Source organism: Legionella santicrucis (assembly GCF_001468135.1).
GTDB classification, from domain to species: Bacteria; Pseudomonadota; Gammaproteobacteria; order Legionellales; family Legionellaceae; genus Legionella; species Legionella santicrucis.
The window spans coordinates 224,301-245,789 of the sequence record NZ_LNYU01000009.1; the positions used below are offsets into that span (position 1 = coordinate 224,301).

Below are 21,489 nucleotides of genomic sequence, written 5' to 3' on the forward strand. Positions count from 1 at the left end.
TCAAGCGTTCCATCAGGCGCTTGAGTTTTTTGAAACCCCTGTAGAAATAGTAGAAATTCCCTTTGCAAACAGTATATTGCCTGGTTATCTTTATCTGCATGAATCTTCAAATCATCCCAGACCTATTCTCATTGACACTGGAGGCGGGGATGGTACCAAAGAAGAGTGTTATAGTACTGCCGCTGAAGCATTAAAACGAGGCTTTCATTGCTTAACTTTTGAAGGTCCTGGTCAAGGCAGTATGTTGCGTTTCAATAAAATTCCTTTTATTCCTGATTGGGAGCAAGTGATTCATGCAGTTGTTGATTTTATTATAGACCGCCCTGAAATCGATCCCAATAAAATTTTCTTGATTGGCCGAAGCTTTGGAGGATATCTCGCTGCGCGGGCGGTAACCAAAGAAACACGAATTGCTGCGTGTATTGTTGATCCAGGTATATTTGATGCGAGTGCTAATCTAGAAGCAAAATTTAATTCGTTGATGACACAATTTCCAGATTTAAAAAATGCTTCTTTAGAGCAAGCTTTGGCTTATCTTATGAAAACAGATGAAAACTTACGATTTATGTTAGAAAGCAGGAAGTGGCGATTTGGTGCTAAAACTATTGAGGAAATGCTCCATAAAACTCGTGCCTACACGTTAAAGGGATTAGTCGAAAAGATTCAATGTCCCATGCTGGTTTGTGATAATACTTTAGAGTACATCACATTAGGTCAGGCAAAAAAGCTATATGATCAGCTACAGTGCAAAAAGCAATACATTCTTTTTGATGCTAAAGAAGGTACAGGAGGTCATTGTGAACCACTTGCCCCGAGATTATTTAGCGCAAAAATCTATGCCTGGCTCAACGCATTGTAAGTTATATTCAGGTGGTAAAATGAACTATACAAATTGATGCGAGCCAGCAAAATATAGGATAAGAATATGGATTTGCTGTCATTAATTACCTTGGACAAGCAAGCGGTTCTTGCGAAGTTAAATAGTTCTTTGGATGGTTTAACTCATTTAGAAGCTCAAAAAAGGCAAACATTATATGGAGTTAACGAAATTGCCCAAAGGCCTTATCGTCTTCTTATTATGGAAGCAATTTCACATTCAACTAATCCACTTGTTGCTATTTTGTTGATTGCAGCTGTAGTTTCAGCTTTTACTGGAAATGTTGTTAGTTCGATGATTATCATTATTATGGTTATAATGAGCATTGGTCTTGATTATTTCCAAAGTCATCGTTCACTTGTTGCCATCAAAAAACTACAACGACATATTGCGTCTACGGCAAATGTATTGAGGGATCAAAAATGGAATGAAATACCCTGTCGTGAATTGGTTCCAGGAGATATTATCCATCTTATCGCTGGTGATTTGATACCCGCGGATGCTTTATTACTAAAAGCTAAAGACTTACATATCCAGCAAGCGGCTCTTACTGGTGAATCTTTGCCTGTAGAAAAAGAGGCAATTTATGAAAATCATACCTCCCAAAATATAGCAGATGCCAAAAATGCTGTTTTTTCAGGCTCGTCTGTGGTTAGTGGCACAGCAACGGCGATTGTTGTAGCAACCGGACAGGACACGCAATTTGGCAATATCATTAAAGCATTTGCTAAAGTTGCGCCACATACTGAGTTTGAAAAAGGTATTACCCGTTTTGGTTTGTTCATCATGAAAGTAGTATTTTTTCTTGTACTCTTTGTATTCGCTGTCAATGTTTATTTGAAACGCTCTTTACTTGAGTCGCTGTTATTTGCTGTTGCTCTAGCGGTTGGCCTTACACCTGAGTTATTGCCGATGATTACTACTGTGACTCTTGCTGCGGGAGCAGTTCATATGGCAAGAAAAAAAGTAATCGTCAAAAATTTGTCTGCGATACAGAATTTTGGGAGCATTGATATCCTTTGTAGCGATAAAACAGGGACTTTGACTCGTGGTGAAATGATTTTAGAGCAACATATAGATCCCTTAGGCAATAAATCAGAAAATGTAATGTTGTGGGCCTACTTAAACAGTCTTTTTGGTACGGAAATTCCTAACCCATTTAATCTTGCTGTATTAAAAAAAGTTAATATTAATCCTTTAGATGCCGCAATATTAAAACACGATCATCCTGATCTGAAAACCTACCATAAAATCGATGAAATTCCTTTTGATTTTGAACGTCGCCGCTCGAGCGTTGTTGTGGAACAAGGTGGAGCGCATATTTTGATTATTAAAGGTGCACCCGAAAATGTAACTCAAGAGTGTACTCATTGTAATATAGAGGGTGAAATTCATCTAATGGATGAAATATGGTACAAAAAAATCGAGACTACTTTTTTGTCTTTAAGTAAGCTGGGGTATCGAACTTTGGCCGTTGCTTATCGTGAAATAGAGCCAAAATCTTCCTATGATGTGCGTGATGAAAAGGAAATGGTTTTAGGAGGGTTTCTCGCATTTTTTGATCCAGCACTTAAGGATATCCCTGAGGTTATAAAAAAATTATCTAGAGAAGGAGTAACGATAAAAATTTTAACGGGAGATAATGATTTGGTGACATCCCATGTGTGCCAACAAGTAGGACTTGATTCCAGTAGGATCGTGACAGGCGGACAATTAGAACATATTAGTGATATGGCATTGGGTGAAATTGCAGAAGAAGTAAATGTATTTGCGCGTATTTCTCCGATGCAAAAACAACGAATTATTAGTGTCCTTCGTGGACGTGGGCATGTAGTAGGTTATATTGGAGATGGAATTAATGATGTTCCTTCATTACATAGCGCAGATGTAGGCATTTCGGTTGCGGGTGCTGTAGATGTAGCACGCGAAGCAGCTGATATTATTTTATTGAAGCATCATTTAAGCGTATTGTTAAGTGGCATTCTTGAAGGGCGAAAGTCTTTTGGAAACGTGATGAAATATCTTATGATGGGAACCAGCTCAAATTTTGGTAATATGTTAAGCATGGCTGGGGCAATTCTTCTTTTGCCATTTTTGCCGATGTTACCCACGCAAATTCTTTTAAATAATCTTCTTTATGATATTTCTCAAATAGTAATTCCAACGGACAATGTAGATCCTAGTTTTGCACGTAAACCTAAACACTGGGATATAACACTCATTCGCAAGTTTATGTTTTACATAGGTCCTATAAGCTCTATTTTTGATTTTCTAACTTTTTTTGTCATGCTAAAGATTTTTGTTGCAACAGAATCTTTATTTCAAACCGGTTGGTTTGTTGAGTCATTAGCGACCCAAACGTTGGTTGTATTTGTAATTCGTACTGCCAAAAGCCCTTGGAAAAGCAAACCAAGTACCCCCTTAATCTGCATGGCATTATTTATTGTCTTTTTTGCAGCGCTGTTACCCTTTACTCCAATTGCAAAGTTTTTGGGGTTTGTTCCTTTACCGCCAACTTATTTTCTATTTCTTATTACAGCTACGGTAACTTATTTGTTTTTAGTAGAGTTCATTAAAAAGAAGCTAATGTGGAAATGGATTGCAACAAAGTGAAATAATAATCCATTACCCCAATGGATTTGAAAATTTTTGCAAATAAAGTGCGCCAAATTGATATGAAGCATAATCTGTGATATGTCCTACGTCACGATAAACAGGGATTCCGTTGACGTCTGCTTTGCATATTCCTTGTATGCATTGTACTTTCTTAGGATCAAAAATGATTAACTGTGGGTATTTGCTTTTCATTTTATGAAATAATTGACTAAGCCTTTGATCCGTTTCAAGTAAATTAAAATTACATTCAGCAGAGTTATAAGCTTTTCTTAATTTTATATGCTTAAAGAAACAGTCATGAAAGTTCTCTTGCATTCGCGCTGTCGCTTTAATTAATATGGGTTTTGCTCCAGAGCTTATAATTGTTGCCAGTGCTTTATCTAATGCGGCTTCTAATCGTTTTTGACCTAATACTAATGAACGTTTATCTCCTAAATGATTTATTACACTTGCTGATAAATAGTTTTCCCAGAGTTGTCCAATAATCACATAATCATAATGATTGTTTTGAATCATTTGATAATATTTTTGAGTGAGCTCATAACAGGATTGGTAAATTTGATTTTTAAAATGCCACCAGTCATAAAGATAAATTCCAGGTAAAGTGAGGCATGACGAGACCCCTTGCATTAATATTGTGGTGTTGGCATCTTTTCCTAGCACATCCATAAACCCCCAATAATGATTGGAAAATGAATCACCAATCATTATTGCTTTTTTACTGTCGCTTTTTTTAGAACCAACAAGACATTGCAAGTTGATCTCTTGTTCCTTATCAGTGATACATGTAGGTCGTAACTTACTTTCGTATTGTTCTAGTTGTTGATAAATGGTGGCTAATTCGCCATCAAAGCGTTTAGGAAACCCCTTATTGAGGCTGACAAAATAGGAAGCAAGATGGATAACAAATATTGGAATAAATACTAAGAGCACCAAAGTATAGCGTAATGGAATATGTCTTAAATGTCTTGCTGGTTTTTCGATATATTTCCAAGAAAGATAAGCTAATACAAAAGTAAGTATATAGGCAAAAAGTTGAATAGCGAAGGTTTCTACAATACCTTGATATCTTAAGAGTGAAAAAATAACCCAATGCCAAATGTATAGAGAATAAGATAATAGCCCTATAAAGACCATAGGTTTAGTGGAAAGTAATTTGCTCGAGAGGCATTCGGGGAAAAATCTTCCCAGAATAATAAGTACTCCTGTTGCGAGACAAACCGCAAGTGCAAGTTCGTCAGGATACCCTGTTAAAACTGGATTAAGATTTGCGATATAAAATAGCGAGAATAAAGCAACACCTCCAATGAGATTTAATAAATATCGATTCAGTTTATGAGTAATTGGAGGAATCAACGCAATGCAGGCACCAATTAAAAACTCATAGATTCTACTCAACAATAAATAATAGGTATGGGCAGGTAACGTTTTAGCATTGTGTAATGAATAGAGAAAAGCAATTAAAGTAAGAATATATATGGAAATAGGTAGATATTTTTCAGGTATAAAACGATATAAGCCATAAAGGAGGCAAGGCAGAAGTAAGTAACATTGCCATTCTATGGAAAGAGACCAGGTATGTAATAGCGGAAGTTGATGGGTATCCGGTGAAAAATAACCGGTTGTAGTTTTGTCAAAAAATAAATTGGATAAAAATAAAGAGGTTTTGCGCGCGCTTTTGCTGTACCGCATTAAATCATCAGGTAAAAAAAATAATACAGCCAATGCAGTTGTCAAAAAGAGTAAACAAACAAATACAGGTTGTAAGCGCCATAGCCTACGATTATAAAAATCTAAAAAGGAAAAAGAATGGTTATTTAGTGACCCATGAATAATACTGGTGATGAGAAAACCAGAAATAACGAAAAAGACATCGACACCTATAAATCCTGAAGGAAAAAAGTGGAGGCCGCCGTGATAAATTAGGACCAGTATAATAGCAATGGCTCTTAGTCCATCAATATCGGGGCGGTATGTCATTCATTCTCGAATAAAAAGAATAATGCTATCATTTTGGTTACGCTTTATCTATATAACTTGAGTTCTACATCAAGGCATTTCCATGCCTAGATGCTGCTAAACGAACGTTATCCCATAAATGCGTAGCATTTATAGGGAATCCAGTTCTAAATAAAATGAGTTCGATATAAAAAATGGCGTTTATTTTTTATATCGAACTCCTATTATATGATATAAATTAACATGAGCTTGGGGTAAGCGTTTTATTAATGGATAAAAATGAATACGATACGTGCTTTTTTCGCAATTGTACCTTCAAAGGAAATACGTCTTCATTTATTGAATATTTTGCAATCTTTAAAGCAAGACATGCCTGAAGATTATATTCGTTGGGTTGATATAGAAAACTTGCATATAACGTTGCACTTTATTGCCCAATTTCAATTAAAAGACATGGCCTTGGTGAACAAAAAAATATCAAACGTATTAAAGCATATTCCATGTTTCCAATTAAAATTAGGGCCAGTAGAATGGTTTCCCACGTTACGACATCCTAAAGTTCTTTCTTTGATTGTCGAACCGCATGATCTTTTAAGTAAACTTGTGAGTATTATTACTCACGCATTACACTTTTTAAATTATCCTATTGAATCTCGACCTTTTCGTGGTCACATGACTCTAGCAAGAGTGCGTCATCACCAGCATCAAAAGTTATTATCACAAATTAAATTGGGATATATCCCGCCAATTACTGTTGATAAGATTTATTTAATTGAAAGCAAACTAGGTCAAGGAAGATCGACATATACCACGTTGACTGAGTTTCAATTAATTTAGAACTAGAAAAGCAGTTGAGTTTGTAGTTGGTTTGTTGAGGATGGACACTTAACTACTTTTTCTAGTTTTAACGAATATTCATACTTTATTACCTATTTTTATTCAAAAGATTGATAAATCCCCACCAGTTCCGTACTTTCAATAACGTGCCCGGTTATTGCATTCAACAAGGCATCTCGACTAGCGTCATCCCCTAAGTTTATTACGGTGTTTAACGCATATAATTTAAAATGATAACTATGCGCTCCAACGGGTGGGCAGGGGCCACGATAACCTAATTCTCCCCAACTGTTTTTTGCAGTTGTAGCACCAGGAGGAATTGGGCTTGCAGTATCTAATTGGTGTATCGTTGGCGGAATATTAAATAAAATCCAATGGGTCCAAACTCCATCAGGAGCATCTGGATCATCAACTATTAATACAAGTGATTTTGTCTGTATAGGTATACTATGCCATGCTAAAGGAGGAGATTGGTCAGCTCCTTTGCAGGTATATTGAGTAGGGATTGTTGAGTTCATTTGGAATGCTGAACTTTCAAGAGTTAGGCCTCTAGCAAAACATTTATAATGAATCATACACAGTAATAAAAATACAAATAGAGAGTATTTTTTCATTTTGTTGACTCCATTTATCGGATAATAAAGTGTAGCATTGAAATCATCTACCTATGTTATTTCACTTGGGCTATTGGTTCCTATAATAGGATCAAGTAAAGTGGATTAAGTAGTTTCTTCCTTAAGTTTATGCGAAAGTAGGAATATAGATGGCAAAAGAATGTATTTTTGATTTAATTGTTGCAAAAAAAGAAAAAGCGTCTTTTGTTTTTGAAGACGAAAATTTTATTGCATTCTTGGATTCTCGTCCTCTATTTCCCGGCCATACTTTATTAGTGCCTAAAGTACATATTAAAACACTTTATGAGTTACCTGATACTTTGGTAGCGTCTCTTTTTTTATTAACCCAAAGAATCGGTAAGGCTGTTGAAAAAGCAACGGATGCTGCAGGAAGCTTTATTGCCATAAATAATACAATTAGCCAAAGCGTTCCTCATCTTCATGTTCATATTGTACCAAGAAATAAACAGGATGGATTAAAAGGTTTTTTTTGGCCTCGTACTCATTACGAGAACGAAATACATATACGTGAAGTACAAGAAAAAATAAGGCATCAAATAGAAATGATTTAAAGAAAGTAATGTACCTCTATTGTATCGTTACCTTAGCTTTAAATTGAATAACAAAATTCATCAGTTGTACTCTTGTAGTGGACTTTTTTTGTTTCTATGCATTGGTTTTTTAGCCTATGAGTCAGTTCTTCATTATGGCTAAAAGTTGTTGCCCATTCTTTAATCTTTGCAACAAGCCATCTGTGTTTATATGCAACTTCACCTTGAGCATTTAATTCTTTTACAACGAGGATTCGTGGTAATTTAAAAGGCAAAATGGATTCATTTAAAATGAGTATGGCCAAAAATATACGTAGTGAATAAAAAGAAGGTTGAAAATCACCGCTTCTATGATTAAGGCTTTTTAAAATATTGCATTTTGAATTAGTAAATTTTATATTCCCAGCGGTTAAACATCTGGCTTTATTTTGAGGTTCCCCTGTCATTTGGAAATGTTTAGGGGCACTAATGCCCGGTTGATTTTCTCGAGCAAACCATGCAATTCCATTCGTATCAACTAAAAAACGTAAGATAGGCTCTTCTTTTCGTAAACGTTTTTCGGTCAGTAATTTTTCTAAAGTGAATAATGATTCAATAAAATGAGTACATTCTTTATGATGAACTTTATTGATTAAATGATAAACATAGATAAAGTCTGGAGCAGCTGAAAAGAACTCTTGGTGCAGTTTAGAATAAAATAACATGGAAGTATCTCTATTTCCGGTAATGCGAATTGTCCACCTAAATTGTTGGTAATTTTTTCATTCTTGCTTTACAAGGTCAATAGTATATGATTAATTCATGTTCCGAACGGATTTAGTTCTGGACTTAAATAATAATAGGTTTGTTGATAAGTGCTTCCATATATAATACTAGGATGGTGTATGATGACCCATATCGCTTCAGCTGATACATCGCATTATGATAATGCGTATGATTATTCATTTCATACTTTACGAGGACATGAGCCATTGCCTCTTTCCTCTTTTCAAGGAAAAGTTTTAATGGTAGTCAATACCGCTTCTAAGTGTGGATTTACCCCGCAATATGCTGGTTTAGAGAAGCTTTATGAGCAATATAAAGACCGGGGTTTAGTTATATTAGGAGTGCCTTCAAATGATTTTGGGGGACAAGAGCCAGGAACAGAGGATGAAATTTCTAACTTTTGCCAAGTAAACTATGGTGTTAGCTTTCCAATAGCAGCTAAGGAAGTGGTTTCAGGAAAAAATGCACATCCATTTTATCTTTGGGCAAAAAAGGAATTGGGATTTGGTACGGCACCAAAATGGAATTTTCATAAGTACCTTATCAATCGCAAGGGAAAGCTGATTGATTATTTTTATTCGACCACTTCTCCAGATGCAGGAAGAGTTACCAAAATTATTGAGAAAGCATTAGACGAGCAAGTTTAAAAAAATAGCCTTGATTAGCTAAGGTATGTAAGGATTACTTAGGCTGCATCATAGCCACCTGCAACAGCGCTATAGACTTGTATCATACCATCGAGTAATTGAGCTTTTTCTTGTACTAAACTGAGCATGCTTCGATCTAGGTTTATCTTTGCGTTCACTACATTGCGGTAATCTTTTGCTCCTGCTTTGTATTGTGCTAATGCAATAGCATATCCTTTTTTCGCTGCTAAATATCCTCTGTGTGTTTGCAGATAAGATAATCTGCTTTTTTGTTCTGTCATTAGCGCATTATCTACATCTGCAAATGCAGCGTGTAATGTCTCTAGATAATCAAAATAAGTCGCTTTGAAGTTCGCTTTAGCAGATTTGATATTCTGGTAGGAGCTGGCATTAAATATTTTCATTGAAGCCGCAGCCTGAGCAATCCAAATATTAGTACTTAATTTTAAAAGATGGCTTAAATCAACAGAAGTACCTCCAACTAAGCCGGTTAATGAAATTGTTGGAAAAAAAACTGAATAAGCCACGCCAATTTGTGAATAAGCGATTTTAACATTATTTAAGGCAATCATAATGTCCGGACGATTTTTTAGAACGGACGAAGGTAGATGTTTAGGAATGAGGTTATCTAAGTTAAGCGAAAGTAAAGTACGGCTTGTGCTAATTGGTCCTGGATTTCCATTCAATAAGAAATGAATGGTGTTCTCACTTTGTGCTACCACATTTTCGATTTGTGGAATTTTTGTTTCCTCTTGTGCAAGCTGTTGATCAAGATTTGTTAATGTTTCAAGGTCACTAGCTCCTTTTTGAAACCGAACTTGCTCTAGTTGACGTAGTTTTTTTAAGTCATGGCATAGTGTTTTTTCTATCGCTAGTTGCTCGCGCTGGCTTAAGAGCATGAAATAAGCGCCACTCATTTGACTAATAATTCCTAGTTTTGTTGCTTGAGTTTGAGCTTTTTGGAGATCTAAAGAGGCTTGGGCTGCTTTAATGTCATTAATGTTGTTTAATATATTAACAGTATACCCCGGCACAAAACCTGCATTGTATTCTTTAAATCTCAAATTGGATAGGCTTGAGAATAAAGGAGTTTTAGCCAATTGTCCTTGGGGTGTAATATGCGTATTCCATGTTCTGCCTGCAATTCCGCTTGCGGATCCATCAAGAGTTGGAATCCAAGCATATTGAGCTGCTTTAAGCTGAGCTTGTGCTTGCTCAATCGTCGCATAAGAACTTTGGATTTGATAATTAGAAGAAAGCGTTTGATATATAAGTTGATCAAGCTCAGGGTCTTTTAACTTTTTCCACCATGCAATTTGACTTAAAACAGTTTCGTCGTTGACATACTTTACTCCACTACGAGTGCTTTTAGGATAATTAACTTTTTCAGGAGCGATACAGTTTTTGCAACATGATCCTAGCAACATAGTGAATAAATAGAGCAAGACAATTTTTAGTTTCATCATTTTATCACTTTATTTAATCGAGTTTTGTTCTAAATATTTTTCCTGTCAAAAGTACCAGGATCAAAGCAATGAATAAAATAGGTAAAATGTTAGGGATTATTTGGCTAACAGTATTACCTTTGAGTAAAATTCCACGCGTAATACGAATGAAATAAGTCATTGGAATACAGTATCCTAACATTTGGGCCCATATTGGCATGCCATAGAAAGAAAAAATATAACCTGATAGAAACATTGAAGGAAGTTGATAAAACACACTAAGTTGCATGGCTTGCATAGGAGTGCGTGCGATTGTGGAATAAATCATCCCAACCATCAGATTGGCAATAATAAATGGTGCTGAAGCAACATACAGTAAAAGCAAACTTCCTTCAGTGGGGATATTAATTAATAGCTTGCCAAAAATTAAAATACTTGTGAGCTGTAAATAACCCAAAACAATATAAGGGACTACCTTACCTAAAATAATCTCTGTAGGTTTTAAAGGAGTGCTGAGCAGCATTTCCATCGTACCGGATTCTTTTTCTGAAGTAATGGCGGTTGATGTGAGCATGACCATGGTTAATGTTAGTAATACACCAATTAAGCCGGGAACAATATTATAAGAGCTTGTATTCGATTCATTATAAAGTCGGTGAATCGTGAGGTTCACATTCCTTTGTGAGTTGGCTGGTACCGAGGCACTTAAACCTTGTTTATTAAAACTATTTAAAGTTTGGCTCAAAATCGGCAGTGCATTTCCTAGCGCGCTGGCACTACTTCCAGGATCAGAGCCATCAATTTCAACTAATAGTTGGGGGGTTTCATTACGTATGTATTTGCGGGTAAAATTAGGAGGAATAGTAAAAGCAAAACTTATTTTTCCATTAGCAAGATCTTGATTTTTTTGATTTTCACTAGATGCTTCATGAGTTACTTTAAAATAACCGGAAGCTTCGAGTGCACTGATATAACTGCGAGTTAAAGGAGAATTATCATAACTTACAATTGTAGTGGGTAAATGTTTGGGATCAAATTCAATAGCAAAACCAAAGAGAATAAGAAGCATAATAGGTAGAATAACCAACATGGCTATGGTGCCGCGATCTCGGGTAATAAGAATAAATTCTTTGCGGATTAAACCTGCAATGCGGGCAATCGATATTCCTTGTACAAGATTTTTATAGTTCTTCATTGCATTAATCCAATAAAAACTTCCTCAAAAGAAGGCGTAACCTCTTTAAAGGATAAGCTGTTGTCTTCTTGAATTAACTTATCCAATGCTTGATGGTTTCGTGATGAAATTCGCAATTCATTATTTACAATAGAGGCCAATAGTTCAGGGTATGAATGGTTTACTTTTTTAATTAATAAATTTTGTTCTTTCCTATCGGCTTCTGCGATAAAAGTTTTGACTTTCGAAGAGGGTATTAAGTTTTTTGTTGTACCTGTATAGAGTAACTTTCCTAAATTAATATAGGCAAGATCAGTGCATTTTTCAGCCTCATCCATATAATGGGTAGTTACTAAAATTGTAGTCCCGTCACGAGCAGTGAGCTTATGTAAATAATCCCAAAACTCTTTACGGGCTTTAGGATCAACACCAGCAGTAGGTTCATCTAAAAAGAGTAACCTGGGTTTGTGCAGTATGCTACAAGCCAGGGCTAAACGTTGTTTCCATCCTCCTGATAGCCGACCTGCTTGGGTTTTACGGTATTTTTCAAGACCAAGATCTTTGAGTATGTCATTTATTTCTTTGGCGGAGTCTTTTATTTGGAAAATATCTGCAATGAAGCGAAGATTTTCATAAACCGTTAATCCAACATAAAAACTGAATTTTTGTGGCATGTATCCAGTATGTTGTTTTATCTGGTTACTTTGCGTTCGGATATTGTAACCAAGGCAAGAACCTTCACCATCTGTGGGAGTTAAGAGGCCGCAAATCATCCTAATGGTTGTTGTCTTTCCACTACCATTAGATCCGAGAAAACCGAATATAGAGCCTTTTTCTACTTTAAGAGATATATGATCAACGGCAACTTTTTCGTCGAATTTTTTGGTTAATTCTTTAACATCAATAGCTAAATCACTCATCAGGCTAATTCCAAAGTTACAGGTTGGCCTAGATGTATTTTTTCTAAATCAGGCGAATTAATTTGGACTTCAACTCTAAAAACAAGTCGTTGGCGTTCCTCACGGGAATAGATGATAGGAGGAGTATATTCAGCAATATTAGAAATATAGGAAATATGTCCTGTAGCAAAATGAGCATTTTGATCTGTTTTAACTTTAATGTGTTCATTAAGCCGCAATTGACTTAATTTTTCCTCAGGAACAAAAAAAATAGCTTTAATATTCTTTTTTGTGATTAATGAAAGAATAGGGATACCTGCTTGGACAAATTCGCTTTGGGTATAATAGGTATCAAATATAATCCCATATTCTGGTGCGAAGTTTTCCTTACGGCTAACTAGCCATTTTTTATCTGAAACCTCTACCTGATTACTTTTGATTTTAATATTAATGTCATCAAGTTGTTGTTTGGAAATGTTTAAATCTCGTTGTGCCGCATCAAGATCATTTTGGCTAGCAGCATTTTGGTGACGCATATCTACAATGCGGCGATAATTAATTTCATTATAATTGAGTTGAGTTAAAATTTGTTGTCGTTGTGCAAGAAGTTCTTTAGTGTTTAATTGACTTATTTTAACATTATAAAGTTCATTGGTTTGCTCAAGCTTGAATAGAAATTGATTTTTTTTAACTATTTGTCCTTTTGATATGGGTAAATCAGTCAAACGTCCACCAAAGTCGGCGGATAAATAAACAAGATTCGCATCAATATAGCCACTAAACAATTTATTCTCTTTTTTGTTGCAAGAGATTAAAAGTAAGGTAATCAGTCCTATGAACAGCAAATTGCGCATTTCAAACCCATCCTGAGCTTTTTGCTTACCACGAGAATATCGCGGACAGCGATTTTGATGCTTTTATTAGGAGAAGTATATTAAGCATAAAGAATAGGCAGTGTCAAAAATAGACTCTATATGAAGAAAAATCTATACCTTGTTAATTTGTAACCTTTTTCCGAATTTGTTATTGACCTCTATCTAGTAAAATGCTAAACAGCCAGCGCCAAACAATTAAAGAGCTCAAAAACAACAAAAAGGATATCTCATGAATTTTAAATTACTTATTGGTGCATCAATAGTGCTGTACTCTTTGTTCGCTCAATCTGCTTTTGCTGCCGAGAAAAACATTATCTTTAAAAACGAAAGAGGGTCAATTTTAGAGATCAATATTTTACCTGATCATAAAATCGAGGGGTATTTCACTACGGCAGTTGCTTCTAAAACTTGCCCTCAGGCAATTAATCAAAAAAGACCTATTACTGGTTATATGACAGGGAATACCTTATCTTTTAGTGTCGTTTACCCAATGTGTGAATCAGTTTTAAGTGTCAGTGGACATTTTGATAAAGATCAAAAGACCATTGATGCAATTTCAATACTTAATAAGCAAGCAAATGACATTGCTCATGAAGGACCGGGGGCTCGTTTCATTGGTCACGATTCTTATAAAAGAATAGGATAAGATGATTGGAGGCCTGAAAGACGCTTAGGAGGCGACATTTTCGCGAAAGCAGAAATTCATTTTTATAGGAGCATTGAGCGCCTATCGATAGGGGCGCCTTGCCCGAACGGATCTATCCCCACAAAATTTAAAAAGAGGATTTAGTCACTATTTAGAGCCGTCCAGCCTGAGGAGGGAGCAAAATGCTCCATCTCGAGGGCCAGGTATAAGGTTATTGACAGCACTTCGCCCTTCCTCAGCCTGAACGATCTATGTGAAGAATAGATTAAAACCATTCTTAAATTTTGTGGGGATAGATCAGTGGCGTGAAGACGACTACAAGCTCCTGGAGTCAATGGCAATGGAGCAAAAAGCCTGTCCCAGGCTTTTTGCGGATACAAATCTAATTTTCAGTCAGTTCTCCTCTATTTATGAATAGGTTGGAATATGTTGTTTGATGTTTTGGACATTTCTTTGAGTAGTTCCTACTACCAATAAGAGTTGCGCTATGTAATAAAGGAGCATAATCAAAACAGCAAGGGGTTTTTTAGGTGACAGAACAAATAGATCCAATGCGAGCGTAAAGTCAGAGAGTAAAAAAAGACAAGCGCCAAGACGAATTAAACGTGATTGTTGCTTCACTTGAAAAGAACAAAAAACCATAAAAGTAAGAAGAAACAAATAAAGCGACACAGGTGTTTTCATTTCACCTAAATAGGGCCAAAGAACATATCCTCCAATAAGAACGAATACGAGTATCGGTAAAAAAGAAAGGAAATTTTTCTTTTGAAATTGTCCCTTTTTTAAAAAGAGACAAATGTAAGCGCAGTGTGTTGCCATAAATGCTAAGATTCCCATCTGAAGCGCGGCTTTAAGAGGTAATGTTAAAACAATGTCGCCAATGAGTGAAAAACTTAAGGCCCCGAGTAATAAGGATTTTATGGGTTGTTCTAAAGTAACTTGTAAGGTATACATCATAAGCAAAATAATAGGAATGGGCTTAAGGAACGTGGTTATAGGATATTGGATAAAGGGGAGCACTATAAGATAGAAAATCACACTCCATAAAATAAATGGTAGCGTTATTTTAAAGGGCTGTCCTGGCATAAACGTTCCTCACTGTGCATTGAAATATTTGATGCCTCAAGTATACACGAATGATACTAAGTTAACGTGAGTTTCGGCTAAAGAATCTCTTTAGCTCCAGTCTCTCTCGAACCGTTCGAAGTAAAACCACGCTCTCTGATACGAAACTCACAGGTCATAGAACGTCGTCTCTAGGTCATGCTTGCTTGTTTTTGATACACAGGATCGGTTTAAAATTTTTCCTTATTGGTTGTTTTTTGCATTTAAATCCAATCCTATCCTACAATAACATTATGACCAATATCTTGTTGTTACTAAAATGTAAGGATGTAACATGAGACAGTTGATAATGGCAATTTTTCTATTAATATTAGCTTCGTCTACCTATGCCAATGTTGCCAGTGATATTTTGTCAAGTAGAACATCAGATCAGCAGGCTCAGATTTTGGGTAATATTATTAATTCAGCCGGTTTGCCATGTACTCCTATCAAAGCCTTTTTTCAAGGACTTGATATATATGGTGCGGCCTATTGGAATATCGCTTGTACTGATGGTCGATCTTTTGTAATTCAAATTATGAATAATGCGGCAGCTACAACCACAATAGTTCAATGCAGCGCCATGAAATCATTAGGGGCCACATGTTTTACAGGATTTGGTCAATAAATAGTAATTCTGTTTATGATAATGGAAGGGGAGGTTTGGAAGTTTCATAAATTTTATTCATTATCTAAGTGATTGATTATAAAAAATAATATTTATGAATAAATAATTTTTTTATAATGCAAATATTGAGCAAAGAAATATTGTCATTGATTTCAATAAAATTTAGAATGAATTTTTTCAATGAGGGATAAGATAAAAAATGGCATCAGTATTTGAATTTTTAGGGATTAAAACACAATCTGTTTCTACTTCAGTACCTCTACTTGGTATAAACACTGAGCTTTACAAGCTACAAAGAGAATCAGAAAATTATTTCGTGATTCCAAAATCAGCTCAAGCAGCAAATGGTAATGCACTTGCTGTTGACATTAAAGAGGGGCAGAATTTTCTCTCTACAAATTCGACACATATCGAATTTTTAAATAAATGCATCGCGTTGTTTAAAGAAAAATCCGTGCAACTCCATAGTGTCGATCAAAAAATCTTAGGGAGTATTGCTTTTGGTGTAGTAGCGACTGCTTTGTCATTTCTACCTGTAGTTGGTTTCTTAGGTTGGATAGGATGGGGGGCTGCGGTTTATTATATCAATCAACGAGCGACAGCCTATACAGAGTATCATGAATCATTAACTCTATTGGTCGGAGCATGTAATTGGAGTCTTGGACAAGGTCCTGGCAAACGTAAGGATCGTTCTATTGAGCAGTTAACTAAGAATGAGGCGGTGCGGCATATGATGGCGACACTGTATCCTGTTCTTACAGAAGTTCAAGTGGAACATCTTATCGCTGATGATATCGAAGGTATTTTTGCTCAGGAACTCAAAGATTATAATACCAAGTTTCAATTGGGTTTTAATCCGCACCAATTCTTTTCTAAAAAGGACGATATTATTGCTTTAAGTAAAAAAGGAGCTGAGTTTAATCGTTGTATTTATGGTTTTAATAAAGGTGGTTTTACTGATTTTTTTGATGCCATTGTTTCTATTTTTCCCGATTTATATAAGGCGACGCTACATGGATTTCAACAGTTGAAATATTGGTGGCAAGGAAGAGCCCATTCAGCACAGAATACCGAGGAATTACATGCTTCTGAGGTTGGATTAACTCACTAAAAAGTAACGCTTCACTGTATTGTCTTTGATAGTATTTCATTTTCTATTAAATGATTTCCCATTGAACTTCAAATGCTATTGTTGTTCATTTTTATCATTGTTGATTCTTTATGATCAATGTATAATCACTCCTTGTGATTTTTATAGATAGTTTTCTGAATGTTATACAGAACTCTATTTAGATTTTATGTGGAGTAAAAATGCAATCTAAAGTGGAAGAGGCTGATATTTTTATCTATGGTAAAATGGGGCCTAAAGAAACAAATCGAATTCTCGCGGGCAAGGTTGAATTGCTCAAAAAACAGTTTGATTTTTCTTCTAAGATCGAGGTATTACAAGAAAATGAGAGGAAATTATGGTTGATTCGTGAGAGTCGAGTGGAGGGATTACTCACAGTCCAGTCAATAAGTTATGAAAAAAAGTCATCCAAATGGAAAATGAATACACCTCAACGTTATTTGTTATCCAATGAAAAAGGATGGATATGTAATAACGAAAGCCCTGGAAGTGATCTATTTGAGGCCATTGCTGCGTCTGTAGGTGGTATTATCAAGTTGACAGAAGAAAATACAGCGCCACATCTTCCTGGATTATTAAACCTTTTAGCTGAGAACGGTTATGATCCAGATAACAGAATAAATCCAAAATTGGGTGAAGAAACACAAACAACAGCATACACGACTTACACGCATACTCCTTCTCACACTAAATCACAAGCTAGTCATTTGAAATCAACGACTATTTCTTTGCCAGAAGGAATATTTATGGCTCTTTCATGCCCGCTTGCTACTAAAAAAACGGGCGAAGCAAAATTGATGAAAGATCCTGTGACTCTTGTTGCGGATGGTATTACCTACGAACGAGCTCATTTATTGGAAGAGTATCCAGCTTTACAAGAAGGTAGTGATTTTTATCCTAATATAAAGCTTAAAACGATTATTAATTATATTGCTGCAAATTCACTACAACCTAATGAGTATTTGGCTAAATTAGAGAAGGTAGAAGAGGATATCCAAGATCCTGTGCAGCTTATAACTATGGAAAATCCTGTTTTAAGTCCTAGTGGATACTCCTATGAGCAAAGCTCAATAGCGCAATGGATTCGTTCAAAACAAAGTGATCTTCCTGTATGGGGTAATATTCGGCTAATTCCTGATCCAGTTACTCGGATGGATATTAGAGGTAAGACGCTTGTTCCCAATGTTAACTTAAGGTTATTTATTGACGCATGGCCTAGTTTTTACGAGGAACAGCGACTCAGTTGTCAGCAATCTCTTCAGAATAGCTGACAAACGTTCTCCTAGAAAATAAGCTTTACTTTAGAAGCTTATTTTCGGTTTTTATCCGCTTAAGAATAAAAAGCATGGGCAAGTTGAGCTCCAATAAGTACATTGTTTTTAATTAGAGCGATATTTGCATGTAAGCTTTTTCCTTCAGTAAGCGTCGCGACTTCAGCTAATAAAAATGGAGTTAACGCTTTTCCAGAAATGTTGTTTTGTTCTGCTTTATGTAATGCGTTGATGATAATTGGTTCAATCTCATTACTAGGAATATTGAATTCAGCTGGAATTGGATTTGCGATTAATACCCCAGAGGCTGCGTCTATGCACCAATGAGTTTTTAGTATTTTAACAAGGGATGGAATATCATTTACCGATGTTGATAATTGATAAGGGGTTGAATCACTATAAAAGGCGGGTAAAACCTGAGTACGGTAACCAATGACTGGTACACTCATTGTTTCTAAAAGTTCTAATGTCCGAGGCAAATCAAGAATCGCTTTGGCGCCAGCACAAATTGTAGCAATGGGAGTTCTTGCAATTTCAATTAAGTCAGCAGAAATATCTTGGGCATCGCCTCGATGTACTCCGCCAATTCCTCCTGTTGCAAATAATTTAATCCCGGCTTTAGCGGCACAAAATAAGGTTGCAGCCACAGTAGTGCCTGCAGAATATTCATTGGCTATTATAAATGACAAATCACGTCGACTTGCTTTATATACTTCGTTGTTACATGAAAAGTGCCGTAATTCTTGTTCTGTTAAGCCGATTTTTATTTTTCCATCAAGTACAGCGATTGTTGCGGGAGTTACACCTTGTTCACGAACAATTTGCTCTACTGCTTGTGCTGTTTCATAGTTTTCAGGATAGGGCATTCCATGGGAAATGATAGTGGATTCCAAAGCTAATACAGGCTTTTTATGCTCTATAGCGAATTTAACTTCTGGTGAATAATCAAAAAATTGCAGCATGATCTGTTTCTCTTAGTTTATATGTGAATTGAATTTCGCTAAGCGTTTCAAGATTAATTTGTTCATTTACTGTAAGCGGTGATTGTATGGTTAGCGCAGCCATTGCAGCTCCTGTTTGGCATGCTTGAGCTATAGGCGTTCCTTGCTTTAACTCATAGAGAACTCCAGCAAGAAAAGCATCACCAGCCCCACTTACATCAACTACTGATTCAATAAAAAATGCTGGAAAATGCTTTTGAATTTTTTCATTAACGAGTACATAACCGAATTTACCTAAACTAATAATGCAATTTTCCACCCCTTTATCCAGTAATATTTTTCCTGCTTTGATGCAATCAGGGATTGAGTGAATGGAAATATTCGTTAATGTTTCTGCTTCAAAACGATCTGGTTTTAATAAAAAAACGTGTTCGAGGCAGGAGGATAATTTTTTTGCTTTTATTACGGAGACTGGATCAATACATAACTTAATATTTTGGGTACGGCCTATATTTAAAGCATGCTCAATGATAGGTTCTGGTAAATTGGTATCCAAAAATACAATATCTCCACAAGTCCATTCCTCCCAAGATTGAGTAAATTTTTGAAAAGGAATATGCTTAAAAATTTCCATGTCTGCTAAAGCAATATATAATTCACCCTCGTGATCGAGAAGGACGTCATAATGTGCGGTTTTTTGCTGAGGGATAGTGAGAATATTTTTAATGACTATGTCTCGATTTTTTAAATGTTTTTGGACATCTATTCCTTCTTGATCGTCACCTACGACACTGCATAAATGAATGTTATTGGTCAACAAAGCAAGATTTTTAGCTACATTATGTGCGACTCCACCAAATGTGGATAGGGATGAAACCGGGTTCGAAGTTCCCAATTGTAATTGATGGGTAGGGGTTAGTTTTCGATCAACGGTGATCCCACCAAGGCAAATTATTTTTGTCATGAAACGCTTAAAAATAACTTAAATAATGCGCATCATATCATGGGTGCTGAAAATTAAAATGAAAGATTGATTCATTTTATAAATTTAAAGGGGCCATCATTTTCAGATTATTATGGATAATTACCAAGTTCCTGGCATCCACGAACCATGTAATCCGTGAGGGATACGGCGTGGCATTTTAATCCGTGCCAGTGGTTCATCTTGGAAGTTCTGTGCATCTAAAATAAGGAATTCGCTTTGATTTGTAGCAGCATCATAAACAAATAAGAGCAAATAACCATCATCTTCTGCTTGGCTGGATCCGACAGGTGCGAAAACTGCTTCACCAATTTCTACGTGAGGGCCGAAATTATGAGTCCATGATTTTTGGTGGAGTACATCATATTTGATTAATGTATTAAACGCTCCTTTAGGATTTCCCGTTTTTGATGGTGTATAGATAAATTGATGCGGCAAAGTATCATAATCTTCTCTAATACGTGGAAATTCAACAAGGCGTTCGTCTAACTCACTATTTTTTATTGTTCCAGTTTTTAAGTTAAGGCAAATACGATTTAATCGTGGTGGAATGGATTGATTTTCTTGGGCTAGAAGTACTATTTTTTCATGTTTCACATAATCGATGATGATTTTATGATCTTGCTCGTATGCATTAGCAAAATGAAAAACAAAAAAAGGTTCTGTGTGCAACCATTTCATTTCTCCACCTGAACGCTGCATGATGCCAATGCGCACACCTAGCTCTGGTTTCCAGCTCAATACAGCGCCACCAGCCATAATTTGTTGTAGATCAAAGACTACAGGGCAGTCAAAAACAAGTACGTAATTCGTGGTTAAAATAAAATCATGTACCATAGAGCAATATGATTTTTCAATGTCCCATTTTTGAATTAATTTACCTTGTTTATCAAAGCGATAAAAAGTTAAATAAGGTGGAGTTAATGCATAATTGACAAACCATAACTCACCGGTTAGGGGATCCCATCGAGTATGCGCGCATACATCTATAGGAGGGTGATTTTTATAAGGCTGCCATTCGCCGAGGGTGTCTAAGTGTACATTCATCTCGTATGCTGGAGATCCTTCATTGAGCGCCAGGTAGGTATTGTGGTGACGAATAATATGAATGAATGCTCCATTTTTAATAGCAATAGGCTGATCTTCAGGGCCTGCCCATAGGGGATCTATGGGCTTAGGTTTTAAGACACTACTATAAAGTGCTTTTCCTGCTTTTTGCTCTTTAACTAATCCTTTAGTTTTAACAAATCGATTTTTATAGGCTGCTTGACCTTGGGCAATATAAAGAGCATGGATCATACCATCGCCATCATAAGGGTAAGTGTATGAAATAGGTGGAAATGCTGGATTAGGCCCATTACGCATATACACTCCCAATAGGTCTTGGGGAATTTCACCAATGACTTCTAATTTTTTTATGTCTAATTCATCGTGAACTGGAGCAAAATTTCCTAAAAGATAAGGATTCGTTGAGTTATTCATACATTCCTCAATTTGGTTCACTATTAACTATAGAACATAATCTATAA

At 35.9% G+C, this 21,489-nt stretch carries 20 protein-coding genes; 9 read left to right on the forward strand and 11 right to left on the reverse strand.

The window, feature by feature from the left end; translation table 11 throughout:
* Together Lsan_RS02885 and mgtA are read left to right on the forward strand one after the other, a co-directional pair.
* Nucleotides 1–859, forward strand: an 859-nt coding sequence (locus Lsan_RS02885; RefSeq protein ID WP_237762014.1) for an alpha/beta hydrolase family protein, incomplete at its 5' end; no start/stop codon positions are given.
* 66 nt (nt 860–925) lie between these two features.
* On the forward strand, nt 926–3,490 hold the full coding sequence (gene mgtA, locus Lsan_RS02890) for a magnesium-translocating P-type ATPase (protein WP_058513029.1): 2,565 nt from the start codon (nt 926–928) through the stop codon (nt 3,488–3,490).
* 12 nt (nt 3,491–3,502) lie between these two features.
* Here mgtA and Lsan_RS02895 read toward each other — a convergent pair whose 3' ends face one another.
* Entirely contained in the window at nt 3,503–5,473 is a 1,971-nt protein-coding gene (locus Lsan_RS02895) for an acyltransferase family protein (protein WP_058513030.1), read from the reverse strand.
* Between the two features lie 258 nt (nt 5,474–5,731).
* Between Lsan_RS02895 and thpR the strand changes: the two genes are divergently transcribed.
* Complete coding sequence (gene thpR, locus Lsan_RS02900) at nt 5,732–6,289, forward strand: RNA 2',3'-cyclic phosphodiesterase (protein ID WP_058513031.1); 558 nt, start codon at nt 5,732–5,734, stop codon at nt 6,287–6,289.
* A 98-nt stretch (nt 6,290–6,387) separates the two neighbouring features.
* On the opposite strand, the gene Lsan_RS02905 is transcribed toward thpR, so the two are convergent.
* Nucleotides 6,388–6,903 carry a YbhB/YbcL family Raf kinase inhibitor-like protein gene (locus Lsan_RS02905; protein ID WP_058513032.1) on the reverse strand — a complete coding sequence of 172 codons (516 nt, stop codon included), beginning with the start codon at nt 6,901–6,903 and terminating at the stop codon, nt 6,388–6,390.
* A 149-nt stretch (nt 6,904–7,052) separates the two neighbouring features.
* Here Lsan_RS02905 and Lsan_RS02910 point away from each other — a divergent pair, with 149 nt between their 5' ends.
* Nucleotides 7,053–7,475: an HIT family protein gene (locus Lsan_RS02910; RefSeq protein ID WP_058513033.1), complete on the forward strand. Its 423-nt coding sequence runs from the start codon at nt 7,053–7,055 to the stop codon at nt 7,473–7,475.
* Nucleotides 7,476–7,513: 38 nt separating this feature from the next.
* Here Lsan_RS02910 and Lsan_RS02915 read toward each other — a convergent pair whose 3' ends face one another.
* Nucleotides 7,514–8,158, reverse strand: a complete 645-nt coding sequence (locus tag Lsan_RS02915; protein WP_058513034.1) for a hypothetical protein — start codon at nt 8,156–8,158, stop codon at nt 7,514–7,516.
* A 180-nt stretch (nt 8,159–8,338) separates the two neighbouring features.
* Here Lsan_RS02915 and Lsan_RS02920 point away from each other — a divergent pair, with 180 nt between their 5' ends.
* The gene (locus tag Lsan_RS02920; RefSeq protein ID WP_058513035.1) at nt 8,339–8,866 is read left to right on the forward strand and encodes a glutathione peroxidase; all 528 of its coding nucleotides are present in this window, start codon (nt 8,339–8,341) and stop codon (nt 8,864–8,866) included.
* Nucleotides 8,867–8,904: 38 nt separating this feature from the next.
* Here the strand turns inward: Lsan_RS02920 and Lsan_RS02925 are convergent, their stop codons facing one another.
* The 4 genes from Lsan_RS02925 to Lsan_RS02940 are packed head-to-tail and all read right to left on the reverse strand — an operon-like array spanning nt 8,905 to nt 13,238.
* Nucleotides 8,905–10,332: a TolC family protein gene (locus Lsan_RS02925; RefSeq protein WP_058513036.1), complete on the reverse strand. Its 1,428-nt coding sequence runs from the start codon at nt 10,330–10,332 to the stop codon at nt 8,905–8,907.
* A 13-nt stretch (nt 10,333–10,345) separates the two neighbouring features.
* On the reverse strand, nt 10,346–11,506 hold the full coding sequence (locus Lsan_RS02930) for an ABC transporter permease (RefSeq protein WP_058513037.1): 1,161 nt from the start codon (nt 11,504–11,506) through the stop codon (nt 10,346–10,348).
* Nucleotides 11,503–12,405, reverse strand: a complete 903-nt coding sequence (locus tag Lsan_RS02935; protein ID WP_058513038.1) for an ABC transporter ATP-binding protein — start codon at nt 12,403–12,405, stop codon at nt 11,503–11,505. Before Lsan_RS02935 ends, Lsan_RS02930 begins: the two co-directional genes overlap by 4 nt.
* Complete coding sequence (locus tag Lsan_RS02940; RefSeq protein ID WP_058513039.1) at nt 12,405–13,238, reverse strand: HlyD family secretion protein; 834 nt, start codon at nt 13,236–13,238, stop codon at nt 12,405–12,407. Before Lsan_RS02940 ends, Lsan_RS02935 begins: the two co-directional genes overlap by 1 nt.
* A 250-nt stretch (nt 13,239–13,488) precedes the next feature.
* Here Lsan_RS02940 and Lsan_RS21395 point away from each other — a divergent pair, with 250 nt between their 5' ends.
* A complete protein-coding gene (locus Lsan_RS21395; RefSeq protein WP_083505071.1) occupies nt 13,489–13,905 on the forward strand; it encodes an avidin/streptavidin family protein in 417 nt (138 codons plus the stop codon).
* Nucleotides 13,906–14,313: 408 nt separating this feature from the next.
* On the opposite strand, the gene Lsan_RS02950 is transcribed toward Lsan_RS21395, so the two are convergent.
* The gene (locus tag Lsan_RS02950) at nt 14,314–14,991 is read right to left on the reverse strand and encodes a lysoplasmalogenase (protein WP_058513040.1); all 678 of its coding nucleotides are present in this window, start codon (nt 14,989–14,991) and stop codon (nt 14,314–14,316) included.
* Nucleotides 14,992–15,304: 313 nt separating this feature from the next.
* Between Lsan_RS02950 and Lsan_RS02955 the strand changes: the two genes are divergently transcribed.
* The 3 genes from Lsan_RS02955 (at nt 15,305) to Lsan_RS02965 (ending at nt 18,037) form a co-directional block, all read left to right on the forward strand.
* Complete coding sequence (locus Lsan_RS02955) at nt 15,305–15,637, forward strand: hypothetical protein (RefSeq protein WP_058513041.1); 333 nt, start codon at nt 15,305–15,307, stop codon at nt 15,635–15,637.
* Between the two features lie 199 nt (nt 15,638–15,836).
* Nucleotides 15,837–16,748, forward strand: coding sequence for a hypothetical protein (locus Lsan_RS02960; RefSeq protein ID WP_058513042.1), 912 nt, complete (start codon nt 15,837–15,839; stop codon nt 16,746–16,748).
* 200 nt (nt 16,749–16,948) lie between these two features.
* The gene (locus Lsan_RS02965; RefSeq protein ID WP_058513043.1) at nt 16,949–18,037 is read left to right on the forward strand and encodes a U-box domain-containing protein; all 1,089 of its coding nucleotides are present in this window, start codon (nt 16,949–16,951) and stop codon (nt 18,035–18,037) included.
* Nucleotides 18,038–18,096: 59 nt separating this feature from the next.
* Here Lsan_RS02965 and Lsan_RS02970 read toward each other — a convergent pair whose 3' ends face one another.
* From Lsan_RS02970 to Lsan_RS02980, 3 genes are all read right to left on the reverse strand, one after another.
* Entirely contained in the window at nt 18,097–18,999 is a 903-nt protein-coding gene (locus Lsan_RS02970) for a pseudouridine-5'-phosphate glycosidase (RefSeq protein ID WP_058513044.1), read from the reverse strand.
* Entirely contained in the window at nt 18,983–19,942 is a 960-nt protein-coding gene (locus tag Lsan_RS02975) for a carbohydrate kinase family protein (protein WP_058513045.1), read from the reverse strand. Before Lsan_RS02975 ends, Lsan_RS02970 begins: the two co-directional genes overlap by 17 nt.
* Nucleotides 19,943–20,062: 120 nt before the next feature.
* Nucleotides 20,063–21,442 (reverse strand): carotenoid oxygenase family protein, encoded by a 1,380-nt coding sequence (locus Lsan_RS02980; protein WP_058513046.1) that lies wholly within the window; start codon nt 21,440–21,442, stop codon nt 20,063–20,065.
* Nucleotides 21,443–21,489 lie beyond the last annotated feature (47 nt).